The organism is Mesorhizobium sp. J8 (assembly GCF_016591715.1).
GTDB lineage: Bacteria > Pseudomonadota > Alphaproteobacteria > Rhizobiales > Rhizobiaceae > Mesorhizobium.
In genome coordinates this window covers 6051579-6064329 of record NZ_AP024109.1, presented here as the reverse complement: position 1 = coordinate 6064329, position 12751 = coordinate 6051579, and the positions used below count along the sequence as shown (strand labels likewise).

The following is a 12751-nucleotide window of genomic DNA, read 5'->3' as shown; positions in this document are numbered from 1 at the left end:
TCGGGCTTCCCTTCACCACATTTTCGGCACAGCCGCAAAATCTATGTTTTCGACCGCTTTTAAGCCGCGATTCAGCGGTTAGGGCGATCATCGGCGAAATGTCAATTCTTGTTTCGCATATGCGAACAGCCCATAAATGGGGGAAATGAAAGCGTATCCCAAATATTTCGAGAAAATTCGAATCCGGCCGGAAAAGGACGCGGAGCTGAAGTCGCGCGCCCCGATCTGCCAGTGGGATGGCTGCAACGAGGCGGGCACGCATCGCGCGCCGGTCGGACGCCTCAAGGAGGGCGAGTATTTCCGCTTCTGCTTCGAGCATGTGCGCGAATACAACAAGGGCTTCAACTATTTCTCCGGCGTGTCGGACAGCGAGATCGCACGCTTCCAGAAAGAGGCGCTCACCGGCCACCGGCCGACATGGCGCATGGGCGCCAATGGCGGCGGGACGCGCTCGGCGCCCGACTTCGCGCAGCAGCGTTCGGGCCGCGCCGGCTACTACAACCGGATGCGCGATCCGTTCAATCTGTTCGGTGCCGGCTCGCGCGAGCCGCGCGAGCGCAAGGCAAAGCCGCTTGAGGCCAAGGCGCTGGAAACGCTTGGCCTTGACACAAAGGCGACTGGTCAGGACATCAAGGCGCGTTATAAGGAACTCGTTAAGCGCCACCATCCGGATGCGAATGGCGGCGACAGAGGTTCGGAAGACCGGTTCCGCGATGTGCTGCAGGCCTATCGCGTGCTCAAGCAGGCGGGATTGTGCTGAGCGGCCCCACGGTCCGTGTCGTTTTCCAACTTTCATAAGGTTGGAAAAGGCTCTAAGACCGCCCCCGGACAAAATCGATTGCCGGCGAAACGCGGCGTTTCGCCCGTGGAGACGTTGATAGTGATGAACAAGGTCGATCGCGACATCGCCAACCTGCCCGACACGACGGTGCCGGTGAAGGAGAAATTCGGCTTCGAGTCCAAGATGGTCGTTCCCGCCTATTCGGCGGCGACCGAGCACGTGCCGGACATCGACCCGGATTATCTGTTCGACAAGGCGACGACGCTGGCGATCCTCGCCGGCTTTGCCTACAACCGCCGCGTCATGGTGTCGGGCTATCACGGCACCGGCAAGTCGACGCATATCGAGCAGGTGGCGGCGCGGCTCAACTGGCCCTGCGTGCGCGTCAACCTCGACAGCCATGTCAGCCGCATCGATCTCGTCGGCAAGGACGCCATCGTCGTCAAGGAGGGGCTGCAGGTCACCGAGTTCCGCGACGGCATCCTGCCCTGGGCCTATCAGCACAATGTCGCGCTCTGCTTCGACGAATACGATGCCGGCCGTCCGGACGTGATGTTCGTCATCCAGCGCGTGCTGGAATCCTCGGGCCGGCTCACGCTGCTCGACCAGAGCCGGGTCATCCGCCCGCACCCGGCGTTCCGGCTGTTCGCCACCGCCAACACGGTCGGCCTCGGCGACACCACCGGCCTCTATCACGGCACGCAGCAGATCAACCAGGCGCAGATGGACCGCTGGTCGATCGTCACCACGCTCAATTACCTGCCGCACGACAATGAAGTGAACATCGTGCTGGCCAAGGCCAAGCATTATCGCGACAACAAGGGCAAGGACATCGTCAACAAGATGGTGCGCGTCGCCGACATGACGCGCTCGGCCTTCATCAATGGCGACCTGTCGACCGTGATGAGCCCGCGCACCGTCATCACCTGGGCCGAGAACGCCGAGATCTTCGGCGATATCGGCATGGCGTTCCGGCTGACCTTCCTCAACAAGTGCGACGAGCTGGAGCGTTCGGTGGTGGCCGAGTTCTACCAGCGCGCCTTCGGCGAGGATTTGCCGGAGAGCGCCGCCAACGTGGTGCTGGGCTAGGCGCGCCGCTGAAGGGCCTCCGGCCTTTCAGCATGCAACGCGCAGGGAATGATCGATGGCGGGTCCGGGCGACAACACGCGCAACAAGTCGAAGAACGGGTCTGAAGCCGACAGCTTCAAGCGCGCCGTGACGGTGTGCATGCGCGCTGTTGCCGGCGACAAGGACCTCGAGGTCGGATTCGCCAAGGACCGGCCGGCGCTGGCCGGCAACCGTGCCCGTTTGCCGGAATTGCCGAAGAAGGCGTCCCGAAACGATATCGCGATCACCCGCGGCCTGGGCGATTCCATGGCGCTGAAGCGCGCCTGCCACGATCAGCGCATCCACAACAAGCTGGCGCCGGAGGGCAAACTCGCGCGGTCCATCTTCGATGCTGTCGAGCAGGCGCGCGTCGAGGCGATCGGCAGCCGCGCCATGCAGGGCGTGGCCGACAATATCGGCTCGATGCTCGAGGACAAATACGCCAAGGCAAACCTTGTCGACGTCAGGGACAAGGCGGACGCGCCGCTCGAGGAGGCGGTCGCGCTCATGGTGCGCGAGAAGCTCACCGGACGCCCGGTGCCGAAGAGCGGCGAGCGGCTGGTCGACCTCTGGCGTCCCTGGATCGAGGAGAAGGCGAGCGCCGACCTCGACGGCCTGTTGGCCAAGCTCGAGGACCAGCAGGCCTTTGCCCGCGTCGTGCGCGACATGCTGGTTTCCATGGAAATGGCCGAGGAGCTCGGCGACGACCAGGAAACCGACGATTCCGAGGAAAACGAAGAGAACGAGCAGCAGGGCGAGGAACAGAGCGAGGAAGGCGGCGAGGAGGATTCAGGCTCCGAGCAGTCGCAGTCGGAAGATGCCGAAGCCTCCGCCGACGAGGAAGAGTCGGCCGAGACGGAAGCAACGGACGCCACTTCGGACGACCTCTCCGACGAGGACGATTCCGACGCCGAGACGCCAGGCGAGGCCAAGCGCAACGACAATCCGTTCCTCAACCTGCCGAAAGAGATCGACTACAAGGTCTTCACCACAGCCTTCGACGAAACGGTCGGCGCCGAGGACCTGTGCGAGGAAGAGGAACTCGACCGGCTGCGCGCCTTCCTCGACAGGCAGTTGGCCAACCTGTCCGGCGTCGTCGGACGGCTCGCCAACCGGCTGCAGCGCCGGCTGATGGCGCAGCAGAACCGCTCCTGGGATTTCGACCTGGAGGAAGGCTATCTCGATCCGGCGCGCCTGGTGCGCGTGGTCATCGACCCGATGCAGCCGCTGTCCTTCAAGCAGGAGCGCGACACCAAGTTCCGCGACACGGTGGTATCGCTGGTGCTCGACAATTCGGGCTCGATGCGCGGGCGGCCGATCACGGTCGCCGCGACTTGCGCCGACATCCTGGCGCGCACGCTGGAGCGCTGCGGCGTCTCGGTGGAGATCCTCGGTTTCACCACCCGCGCCTGGAAAGGCGGGCAGGCGCGCGAGAAATGGCTGAAGGACGGCAAGCCGCCGAATCCCGGCCGGCTCAACGACCTGCGCCACATCATCTACAAGTCCGCCGACCATCCCTGGCGGCGCGCGCGGCGCAATCTCGGGCTGATGATGCGCGAGGGCCTGCTCAAGGAAAACATCGACGGCGAGGCGCTGCTTTGGGCGCATAACCGGCTGATCGGCCGGCCCGAGCAGCGCAAGATCCTGATGATGATCTCGGACGGTGCTCCGGTCGACGACTCCACGCTTTCGGTCAATCCGGGCAATTATCTGGAGCGGCATCTTAGGGCGGTCATCGATCTGATCGAAACGCGCTCGCCGGTCGAGCTTTTGGCCATCGGCATCGGCCACGACGTCACGCGCTATTATCGCCGCGCCGTCACCATCGTCGATGCCGAGGAACTGGCCGGCGCCATGACCGAGCAACTCGCCTCGCTGTTCGGCGAGGAAAGCGCGCGCGACACCCGGCGCGGCGGCTTGCGGCGCGCCGGATGACCTTTTCGGGGCGGCGTGCACGGCGGACGCTTTTCGCCTGCATGCTGGCCTGCGCTTCGCCGGCCATAGCCGCCACGGGAGCTCCCGTCGAGACGGTCGAGGTTTCGGCGCGGCCGATCAGCCAGTTCCGTGTCGGCCATGACGAGACGCGGTTCGGGCCGCTCGAATTCGTCGGCGGGCTGGAGATGACCTCGCCGGCGCGCGATTTCGGCGCACTGTCGGCGTTTCGCTTCCTGAAGCCGGGCAGCGACTTCATCGGTGTCGCCGACACCGGCTTCTGGTTCTTCGGCACGATCACTCACGACGCCGGCAAGCGGCCGTCGGGCGTCAAGAATTTCCGCATGCAGCAGATGGTCGATGCCTCGGGCCGGCCGATCGACCGGAAATGGAAGGTCGATGCGGAAGGGCTCGCGGTCAAGGACGGCATCGCCACCGTCGGCTTCGAGCGCGACCAGCGCGTCGCCCAATTCAGGATCGATCCCGATAATATGAAAGCGCCGCTGAGGCGGCTCGATTACCTGGTCCCGGCCCAGGAGTTGCGCCAGAATCGCGGCTTCGAGACCGTCACCCACGCCAACCCTTATGGACAGCACGAGGGCGGCTTGGTCGTGGTTTCGGAGAGGAGCCTCGATAAGGCCGGCAATGTCTACGCCGCCGTCATCGAGGGGCCGCATAAGGGCGTCTTCACCATCAGGCGCGGCGGCGATTTCGACATCACGGACGGCGCCTTCCTGCCGGACGGTGATCTGCTGCTCCTGGAACGCAGCTTCTCGATCGCCCGCGGGGTGAAGATGCGGCTCAGACGTATCCATGGCGAAAGCGTCGAGAAGGGAGCGGTCGCCGACGGACCGGTGCTGATGGAAGCCGACATGGGCTACCAGATCGACAATATGGAAGGGCTGGACGTCTGGACCCGCGACGACGGCGCGCTGATGGTGTCGCTGATATCCGACGACAACCATTCGATCCTGCAGCGCAACCTCTACCTCGAATTCATCCTGCACCAGGACTGAGCAAGACCGGCCGGCGAGCGCCGAGACTACCGGCCGATGTGGCGGACTTCGTTCATCACGAAATTGGCCGCGCGCTTGCTGCGGTTGCGGATCTTGAGCGTCGCGGTGTTGTCGACGAAATAGGTGTGAAGGATGCTGTCGCGGGTGCGGACCTCCGGTCCGACGGTGTCGACCGCATGCCAGGTGTCGGTGCCGACCGCGAAAGCGTAGCCTGTATTCGGCGAAAACGACATCCGGTGCGAATTCTCGAAACGTCCGTCCGGCATGCGCTCGGCGAAGCGGGTGCCGATATGGTTGATCGAGTCGTCCTCGGGCAAATAGAACTGGACCGTGATGCCCTTCCATTTCGTGTCGGTGTGGAAGCCGATCTTGTAGCCCGCCACGTCGCGGGTCAGCATCGGCACGGGATACATGCCGACCTTCATGAAATCCGAGCCGAATCGGCGCTCCAAGCCGGGGGCAAGGCGGCGCATGAAGGCATCCTTCAGTTCCGGCGCATGCAATGCCTTGCCGACCAGGGCCCAGACGGCCCGCTTCTCGTTGGGCAGATGGCGGATATATTCGGGGTAGAGGTCGATCTTGATCCGCGTCGCGGTTCCGTCAGCCTTGATATTCACATTGTTGCGCCCCTTGAGCGCACGATACTCACGCGCCTCGGGCATGGCGGCGCGCATGCGCTGATAGAGGTCCGCCGGAAAGACATCCGTCATCTCAAGATGCCAGAACGGCTTTTCCACAAAGGCGGCGCGGTTCACGGCATCCACCATGTGGGAGACAACGTGCTGCAGCGTTTGTGTGGTCGATGCTGGCGCCGCCGCGCCGTCTATGGCCGACATGGATGTCTTCTCCCCAAGCTGAAAACCCCGAATCCAAATTTCTTGCTTACATATATCGCCGCCAGGGCGAAATGCTAACCAAAGCACAGGCTGGATTGCAATGATCCAGGCGACCGACTTCAATCGCGGTTTTCCAAATCACGCGATGATGTTGCATCGGTGCGAACCGTGCGCGTTGCAGAGGGCGCGGTTGACGATGCTGATATCGCCGCGGGCCGATATTCAGCGGACCTTGTAGATCTCGATCGGCTTTCCCGCGGTAGACTGGTCCAATTCGAGCCATGTCGGCGGATCGCCCCGCAGCAATGCCGCGGCAAGGCCATTCGGCGCGTCCAGGCCCAGCGATATCTCTTCCGTGTTGCCGCGGCAGATCGCGACCAGTCCTACATGCTCGCGCTCGATGACGGCGCGGGCGGCGTCCGGCGTGCCCATGAACGCGTCGAGCATGGCGAGATTGCCGCCGATATTGCGATGGTAAGGGCCGGCCAGCGCCCGGTGGCCGGTGAACATCAGTATCCCCGAGCCGAGATTGGACGAGGCAAGCACCGTCGTCGCCGGCTTGGCCGCCAGCTCGCGGAAGTCGCCCGGCTTGCCGCAGGTCACGGCGTGGTCGGGATCGGAATTGATCCGCTGCGGCGCCTTCTGGACCATCGATTGCGCCGCCACCGCGACGCCGGCCCAGGTCACGTTGAGAGAGACCAGCCACGCCATCACGATGCCGGTGGAGAGGCGCCATGAGGGCGCGGTGTTAGCCCGCAGGCGGATTTTCGCTATCCAGGCCGAGAGCGGCAATACGGCGAAGGCGACGGAGAAGGTCGAGCCGCGCACCTGCCAGAGGCTGACGCCGAAGGCGACGAGGAGCAGGATGGCGGCTAAAATTTCCTCGCGGCGCAGGCGCCGGATCCTGAGTTGAAGGCCGATCAGCAGGATCGCGATGCAGGGCGTCACATAACGTGCCGCCATCAGCTTCGGCTGGTGGATGGCGACGCTCCAGAAGGGCTGCGCTTCGACCACGTCGTCCAGCCAATAGGTGCGGATGCGCTCGTCCATGCCCGCATAGGGCGAGGCCAGGCACTGCGGGAAGAACACAATCACGGCGGCCGCGATCACCGCCGCAAGCGCCAGCATGGAAACCAGCCGCGCCCGGGCTGTCGACGCGGCCGATGCAGCCGCGATCGCGAGACCGAAGCCGGACAGCGCCGCCACGGCAAACTGGAAGGACGAGAAGGCGTCGCATTGGGCGACGCCCCAGTCGGCCGGCCGGATGGTCGCGACGAAGACCAGCGAGGCGATGCCGGCAAATCCGAGGCCGAAGCCCCGCGCCGTGAAGCGTTCTCTGTCGTCGAGGATGAATAGGGCAGCGGCGCAGATGCCGAGCACCGCCACATAGGGAGCGGTCTCCATGCCGACAGCCAGCGTCAGGCCGGCGCAAATGCCTGAGAGCAGGGCGGCTGGCCGCCATGCCGGCGCTTCCATCAAGAGCCAGAGGCTGGCCGCCGTCAGCAGCAACTGGACATTGTGATGATCGATCACGCCGGGGCTGTAGACCACCAGGAAGAACAGCGCTGCCGTCGACAGGATGACCGCCGGCATCGCGACATTCGTACCGGCGAAGCGCTGCGAGGCGCGCATGAGCACGAATATGGTCAGCCCGTAGAGCAGGGTCGGCCAGATGATTTGCGCGGCGCGTTCGGCGGCGGCGGTGCCGGCACCCAGCGCATCGAAGGCCATGATAAGAAATGCGAGCGGCGCATCCACCAGCCGGGACCAGTGCATGACGAAGCCGCCCGCCGTGCCCATCCTGTATTGATGGAGATCGAACCAGCCCTGGCCGGCGAGCAGGTCGCGGACCTCGACCAGCCGCAGCATGCTGTCATTGTCCGCTCCATAGTTGGCAAGAGTGGGGAAGCCGGACACCGCGTTGATCGCCAGCACCACCAGGGTGGCGCACAACGCAAGCGGGAGATCGTTTTTCCAACCGGTGCCTTGCACGGTCATGCTGGCCGCAATGCCTTAGAGCAATTCCAGGAAAAGTGGTTGGCCGTTTCCGTGAAACGACGAACCGCTCTGGAGATTTTCGCGATCCTGCATCATCGGGCGTAACAAAGCGTAAAGCCGCCGCGACCGTGGCCGAATGCGTCAGGGGCGGTTGGTCGCAATCCAGATGACGTGGCGGGCGCCGCGCTTGCCGTTGGCCCGCGTATTGATCTCCTCGACCGCGAAACCGGCCTGCTTCAGCCGACGGGTGAAGCCGCTGTCCGGCCCTTGCGACCAGACCGCCAGAACGCCGCCGGGCGTCAAGGCGGCGCGCGCCGCCGCCAGGCCGGGCGCGCCATAGAGCGCGTCATTGCCCTTGTAGACGATGCCTTCGGGGCCATTGTCGACGTCGAGCAGGATGGCGTCCCAGGCGGCCTTCTGCGCCCTAATCAGCTGGCCGACATCTGCCTCGCGAATGGTGACGCGGGGGTCGTCGAGGCAGCCGTCGAAGATTTTCGCCATCGGGCCGTGCGCCCAGACGATGACCGCGGGGATGAGTTCGGCGACGGTGACGGCGGCGTCGGGATCGAGCGCTGCGAGAGCGGCGCGCAAGGTGAAGCCCATACCGAGCCCGCCGATGAGGAGCCTCGGCCCCTTGCGCCCGGCGATCCGCTCGCAGGAAAGCTTGGCGAGAGCCTCCTCGGAGCCGCTGAGGCGGCTGTTCATCAATTCGTTGGCGCCGAGCATGATCGAGAATTCGGTGCCGCGTTGCTTCAGGCGCAACTCCTGGCCGCCATCGGGCGTGCGGGCAGAATCAAGCTGGACCCAGGGAATCATGAGCTGATTACACTTGGAATCATGCTCTCTCGTTTTGCCTGGAGCATGATCTTTTCCGAAAACCGGTTCCCGCTTCCTGGAATCATGCTCCGGCCGCGACCGCCGGCTGGCTCCAGCGCGCTGCGAGCAGCCGATAGGGGATCAGCGCCACCACGGCGATGATGAGCTTCACCGAAAGGTCGCCAAGCGCCCAGGACACCCAGCGCATCGTCTCGACCGGCAGCACTCCCATCAGCGGCGCCGTCTGCAGCGCGAAGCTGTCATTGGGGCCGGCAAAGGCGAAGGCGGCGGAGAAGGCAACGCCGAAGAAGACGACGGTGTCGAACACCGAGCCGACCAGCGTGCCGACGATCGGCGCGCGCCACCAGCTCTGCCGGCGCAGACGGTTGAACACGGTGACGTCGAGCAGCTGCGCGGTCAGGAAGGCAGCACCCGAAGCGGCAGCAATGCGCACCAGCCTGTCGGCGGCGGTCTCGAACTCGATCAGGCCATGACGGAACAGGAAGGGCGGGATCAGGATCGAGCAGGTCACCGCGGTCATGAAGCCGACGAACACCACCTTGCGCGCCACGGCCGGGCCGTAGCGGCGGTTGGCGAGGTCGGTGACCAGGAAGGAGAAGGGATAGGTGAAGGCGCCCCAGGTGAGCAGGTCGGCGAGCGACAGGCCGCCGATCTCGCCCTGCATCGGGAACTGCACGAGGATGTTGGAGGCCACGACGACGAGCGCCATGGCGGCCACGAAGGGCAGATATCGCGTCAGGAAGCTCATTTTTTTATCCTGGGTAATGGAACCAGCGGAGCGTCATGCCGACGCTCGCTCATAAGCCGAGCACCGGCTTGGCCGGTGCTCGAGGCGGTCGTCCCCCGCCTGATAGCTGCTTTAAGCGGCCGACTGCTCGGCAAGCTTCTTGGCGATCTGCTTCTTCAGCAGGCGAGCACGCTGCGACAGTTCCTTGACGTCGGCCTTGACCAGGAAGGCGTCGAGGCCGCCGCGGTGCTCGACCGAACGCAGCGCGTTGGCCGAGATGCGCAGGCGAACGTTCTGGTTCAGCGCTTCGGAAATCAGCGTCACATTGACCAGGTTCGGCAGGAAGCGACGCTTGGTCTTGTTGTTGGCGTGGCTCACATTGTTGCCGGTCTGGACTGCCTTGGCAGTGAGTTCGCAGGTGCGGGACATTTGTCTAACCTTCAGTTTCTAAACCTGCCAAACCATTCTGCCCGCGCCAGGCGGCGCGCGGTCTCGGTCAGGCGGCCTTTGGAAAAGTTGGCGTTCCATAGTGGCATTTCGCCATTGCGTCAAGCTCCGGCACGTCGCCGGCCGCCAGTCGCGCTCCATATAAAGGTCGGATTTTAAACTATAAGCCCTTCGCGAAGGGAAATGCCAGGCTGGAGCCGCTGTGTTCCGGCCGAACCGCCAGGGATTTGCCAGCTGCCATGTTCCGTCCGTCTCACGCATTCGCCGCCCTGCTTGCCCTTGCCGCGCCGGCAGCAAGCTTCGCCGCCACCGCCCCGCAATCCTTCAAGGGCGAATACACGGTGTCCTATCTCGGCCTTTCGATCGCCAGGGCGACCTTTTCCAGCCGCTACGAGGGCGATACCTATGCCATCAACGGCACGGTCTCCGCCGCCGGGCTCGGCAGGCTGTTCGACGACACGAAAGGCACGATTTCATCGAAAGGCACCATTTCCGACAAGCGGATGATCCCGCAGGTGTTCAGGGCCGACTATACGTCCGGCAAGAAGGCCTCGATGGTCGACATACGCTTCAGCAACGGGGCGGTCACCTCCACGCAAGTCGTTCCCGCTCCGGGCAAGCGCGATCCGAAGAGCTGGGTGCCGATCGGCAGCGGAGACCTGAAATCGGTGCTCGATCCGATGGCCGCTACCGTCATCCATGCCGACAGCCTGGACAAGGTCTGCGGACGCACGGTCAAGTTCTATGACGGCGAAATGCGCGCCGATCTGACCTTGACCTATGCCTCCAAGGGGTCGATTTCGGTACCCGGCTACAAGGGTGACACGGTGACCTGCAAGATGGGCTTCGAGCCGGTGGCGGGCTACCGCAAGGGCCGCAAGGCGCTGAACTTCCTCAAGAACAAGAGCCGCATGCTGGTGACGTTTGCGCCGGTCGGCCAATCCGGCGTATATGCGCCGATCCGCGCCACGGTCGGGACCCAGATCGGTCCGCTGACCATCAGCGCCGGAAGATTCGAAGCGGTAAATTAGATCAGGCGCCGCCGCGCGCCGGCGGGGGGAGCTATGGGGCGCGCAACACTGATCGGGTTTTCGGCGGTCGCCATGTGGGCGTTGCTGGCGCTGCTCACCGACGCCTCGGGGCAGGTGCCGCCGTTCCTGCTGTCGGCCATTACCTTCGCCATCGGCACCTGCGTCGGGCTGGCGGCGCGTCTGGTGATGCCGGCCGCCGACAAAAGCCAGAAGATCCCTGGCCAGGTCTGGGTGATCGGCATAGCCGGCCTGTTCGGCTACCACTTCTTCTACTTCACGGCGCTGCGCAATGCGCCGGCGGTCGAGGCGAGCCTGATCGCCTATCTGTGGCCGCTGCTGATCGTGCTCGGCTCGGCTCTGATGCCGGGAGAGCGGCTCGCCTGGAACCATGTCGTCGGCGTGCTGCTCGGCCTCGCCGGCACCGTCATGATCGTCACCAAGGGCGGTGGTCTGGCTTTCGATGCGCGCTATGCCTTCGGCTATGCGATGGCCGCCGTGTGCGCGCTGCTGTGGTCTTCCTATTCGCTTCTGTCACGGCGTTTCCCGTCGGTGCCGACCTCGATCGTCACCTGGTTCTGCGCGGCGACGTCAGTGTTGTCGCTGATCTGCCATCTTCTGCTTGAGAAGACGGTGCTGCCGGACGGCCCTGGACAGTGGCTTGCCGTCATCGGACTTGGCCTGATGCCGGTCGGCGCGGCCTTCTACGCCTGGGACATCGGCGTCAAGCGCGGCAACATCCAGGTGCTGGGCGCCGCGAGCTATGCGGCGCCGCTGTTGTCGACGCTGGTGCTGATCGCCGCCGGCGTCGCCGAGCCGTCGCTGCGCATTTTGGCGGCCTGCGTGCTTATCACCGGCGGCGCCGCGCTCGCGGCGAAGTCGCTGCTGATGCGCAAGCCGGCCGCAAAAGAGGTCAACGCATGATGCCGTTCCCTGGCGGCATCGAGGCCAACGCCAACGCGACGCTTTTGTTCTCGTTCGTCGCGACCGTGATCTACCTCTTTGCGCTCGACATGCCGCCGAAATGGACGCGCACGGCGGCAAAGACGCTTGCCGTGGCTTTGCTGGCCGTGCTTGCCGCCATGCAGGGCGGTCCGCTGCTGCTCGTCGCAGCGCTGGGATTGAGCGCCGCCGGCGACGCCTTCCTGTCGCGCGACGGCGAAAAGGCTTTTCTTGGCGGGCTGACGAGCTTTCTCGCCGGCCACATCGCCTATGTCGCGCTGTTCGCGCAGGCGGGCGGCGGGCTCCAACTGTTGAGCGCCCAATCCTGGCGGGGCGCGACCGCCCTGGCCATGGCCGCATTCAGCATTGCCATGCTTGCCGCGCTGTGGCGCCGCGTCGGTCCGCAGCTGCGCATCCCGGTCGCCGTCTATGTCGCGGCGATCCTCGCCATGGGTATTTCGGCGCTCACCACGGACAAGGCTTGGGTCATTGCCGGCGCGGTGCTGTTCATCGCCTCGGACGGGCTGCTGGCGGCCGAGCGCTTCCTGCTCGCGGCGATTTCACCGCGCCGCGTGTGGATGCGTTACGCGGTCTGGGTCCTTTATTACGCGGCCCAGTTGGCCATCACGCTGGGATTTCTACTCGCCTAGACCGGCTGCCAGCCCGGCTCGGCCAGTTCGAAGGCGGCAAAATCGAAGCCCGGCGCCACGGTGCAGCCGACCAGGGTCCATTCGCCTAAGCTGCGCGCCGATTGCCACCAGCCGGCCGGCACCACGATCTGCGGCCGCTCGCCCGCGGCAAGAGCCGTGCCAAGCACCTGCTCGATGACGGCGCCCGCGCCTTCCCCGTGCATCGACAGCGCCAGCGGCGCGCCCGCGTAGAAATGCCAGACCTCGGTGGCGTCCTTGACCCGGTGCCAGGCCGAAAGCTGGCCCTGCTCGAGCAGGAAATAGATCGCCGTCGAATGGCCGCGCGGGCCGCCCGCGGCGTCCCGAAACGTCTCGGCATACCAGCCGCCCTCGGGATGCGGCTTCAAGCCCAGCATTGCGATGATCTCGGCGGCGCTGGCGGTCATTCGCATTCTTTGTCTTGATCGATG

The 12751-nt window shown here is 64.8% G+C and carries 13 protein-coding genes; 7 read left to right on the top strand and 6 right to left on the bottom strand.

Annotated elements, in window-relative coordinates:
* Window positions 1–136: 136 nt before the first annotated feature.
* The 4 genes from MJ8_RS28955 to MJ8_RS28940 all read left to right on the top strand — a co-directional run bounded on the left by MJ8_RS28955 (window position 137) and on the right by MJ8_RS28940 (window position 4837).
* Window positions 137–760 carry a J domain-containing protein gene (locus MJ8_RS28955; protein WP_201411989.1) on the top strand — a complete coding sequence of 208 codons (624 nt, stop codon included), beginning with the start codon at window positions 137–139 and terminating at the stop codon, window positions 758–760.
* 123 nt (window positions 761–883) lie between these two features.
* Complete coding sequence (gene cobS, locus MJ8_RS28950) at window positions 884–1870, top strand: cobaltochelatase subunit CobS (protein WP_201411988.1); 987 nt, start codon at window positions 884–886, stop codon at window positions 1868–1870.
* 55 nt (window positions 1871–1925) lie between these two features.
* A complete protein-coding gene (cobT, locus tag MJ8_RS28945; protein ID WP_201411987.1) occupies window positions 1926–3824 on the top strand; it encodes a cobaltochelatase subunit CobT in 1899 nt (632 codons plus the stop codon).
* Complete coding sequence (locus MJ8_RS28940; protein WP_201411986.1) at window positions 3821–4837, top strand: esterase-like activity of phytase family protein; 1017 nt, start codon at window positions 3821–3823, stop codon at window positions 4835–4837. Before cobT ends, MJ8_RS28940 begins: the two co-directional genes overlap by 4 nt.
* Window positions 4838–4863: 26 nt before the next feature.
* Here the strand turns inward: MJ8_RS28940 and MJ8_RS28935 are convergent, their stop codons facing one another.
* The 5 genes from MJ8_RS28935 to rpmB form a co-directional block, all read right to left on the bottom strand.
* Window positions 4864–5796, bottom strand: a complete 933-nt coding sequence (locus MJ8_RS28935; RefSeq protein ID WP_225248068.1) for a hypothetical protein — start codon at window positions 5794–5796, stop codon at window positions 4864–4866.
* A gap of 99 nt (window positions 5797–5895) precedes the next feature.
* A complete protein-coding gene (locus tag MJ8_RS28930; protein ID WP_201411985.1) occupies window positions 5896–7671 on the bottom strand; it encodes a GtrA family protein in 1776 nt (591 codons plus the stop codon).
* A 141-nt stretch (window positions 7672–7812) separates the two neighbouring features.
* The gene (locus tag MJ8_RS28925) at window positions 7813–8487 is read right to left on the bottom strand and encodes a hypothetical protein (protein WP_201411984.1); all 675 of its coding nucleotides are present in this window, start codon (window positions 8485–8487) and stop codon (window positions 7813–7815) included.
* An 82-nt stretch (window positions 8488–8569) separates the two neighbouring features.
* Window positions 8570–9256 (bottom strand): queuosine precursor transporter, encoded by a 687-nt coding sequence (locus MJ8_RS28920; RefSeq protein WP_201411983.1) that lies wholly within the window; start codon window positions 9254–9256, stop codon window positions 8570–8572.
* A gap of 111 nt (window positions 9257–9367) precedes the next feature.
* Window positions 9368–9664 (bottom strand): 50S ribosomal protein L28, encoded by a 297-nt coding sequence (gene rpmB / locus MJ8_RS28915; RefSeq protein WP_040989302.1) that lies wholly within the window; start codon window positions 9662–9664, stop codon window positions 9368–9370.
* 257 nt (window positions 9665–9921) lie between these two features.
* On the opposite strand from rpmB, the gene MJ8_RS28910 reads away from it, so the two are divergent.
* The 3 genes from MJ8_RS28910 to MJ8_RS28900 are packed head-to-tail and all read left to right on the top strand — an operon-like array spanning window position 9922 to window position 12302.
* Window positions 9922–10713 (top strand): DUF3108 domain-containing protein, encoded by a 792-nt coding sequence (locus MJ8_RS28910; RefSeq protein ID WP_201411982.1) that lies wholly within the window; start codon window positions 9922–9924, stop codon window positions 10711–10713.
* Between the two features lie 33 nt (window positions 10714–10746).
* Window positions 10747–11634: a DMT family transporter gene (locus MJ8_RS28905; RefSeq protein ID WP_201411981.1), complete on the top strand. Its 888-nt coding sequence runs from the start codon at window positions 10747–10749 to the stop codon at window positions 11632–11634.
* Window positions 11631–12302 carry a lysoplasmalogenase gene (locus MJ8_RS28900; RefSeq protein ID WP_201411980.1) on the top strand — a complete coding sequence of 224 codons (672 nt, stop codon included), beginning with the start codon at window positions 11631–11633 and terminating at the stop codon, window positions 12300–12302. Before MJ8_RS28905 ends, MJ8_RS28900 begins: the two co-directional genes overlap by 4 nt.
* Here the strand turns inward: MJ8_RS28900 and MJ8_RS28895 are convergent.
* Window positions 12299–12727, bottom strand: coding sequence for a cupin domain-containing protein (locus MJ8_RS28895; RefSeq protein ID WP_201411979.1), 429 nt, complete (start codon window positions 12725–12727; stop codon window positions 12299–12301). The two genes, MJ8_RS28900 and MJ8_RS28895, sit on opposite strands and share 4 nt — an antisense overlap.
* Window positions 12728–12751 lie beyond the last annotated feature (24 nt).

What these genes read in the sequence shown, in the direction of transcription:
- MJ8_RS28955 (WP_201411989.1), top strand. Translation starts at nt 137, where the DNA reads ATGGGGGAAATGAAAGCGTATCCCAAATATTTCGAGAAAATTCGAATC.
- cobS (WP_201411988.1), top strand. Translation starts at nt 884, where the DNA reads ATGAACAAGGTCGATCGCGACATCGCCAACCTGCCCGACACGACGGTG.
- cobT (WP_201411987.1), top strand. Translation starts at nt 1,926, where the DNA reads ATGGCGGGTCCGGGCGACAACACGCGCAACAAGTCGAAGAACGGGTCT.
- MJ8_RS28940 (WP_201411986.1), top strand. Translation starts at nt 3,821, where the DNA reads ATGACCTTTTCGGGGCGGCGTGCACGGCGGACGCTTTTCGCCTGCATG.
- MJ8_RS28930 (WP_201411985.1), bottom strand. Translation starts at nt 7,671, where the DNA reads ATGACCGTGCAAGGCACCGGTTGGAAAAACGATCTCCCGCTTGCGTTG.
- MJ8_RS28925 (WP_201411984.1), bottom strand. Translation starts at nt 8,487, where the DNA reads ATGATTCCCTGGGTCCAGCTTGATTCTGCCCGCACGCCCGATGGCGGC.
- MJ8_RS28920 (WP_201411983.1), bottom strand. Translation starts at nt 9,256, where the DNA reads ATGAGCTTCCTGACGCGATATCTGCCCTTCGTGGCCGCCATGGCGCTC.
- rpmB (WP_040989302.1), bottom strand. Translation starts at nt 9,664, where the DNA reads ATGTCCCGCACCTGCGAACTCACTGCCAAGGCAGTCCAGACCGGCAAC.
- MJ8_RS28910 (WP_201411982.1), top strand. Translation starts at nt 9,922, where the DNA reads ATGTTCCGTCCGTCTCACGCATTCGCCGCCCTGCTTGCCCTTGCCGCG.
- MJ8_RS28905 (WP_201411981.1), top strand. Translation starts at nt 10,747, where the DNA reads ATGGGGCGCGCAACACTGATCGGGTTTTCGGCGGTCGCCATGTGGGCG.
- MJ8_RS28900 (WP_201411980.1), top strand. Translation starts at nt 11,631, where the DNA reads ATGATGCCGTTCCCTGGCGGCATCGAGGCCAACGCCAACGCGACGCTT.
- MJ8_RS28895 (WP_201411979.1), bottom strand. Translation starts at nt 12,727, where the DNA reads ATGACCGCCAGCGCCGCCGAGATCATCGCAATGCTGGGCTTGAAGCCG.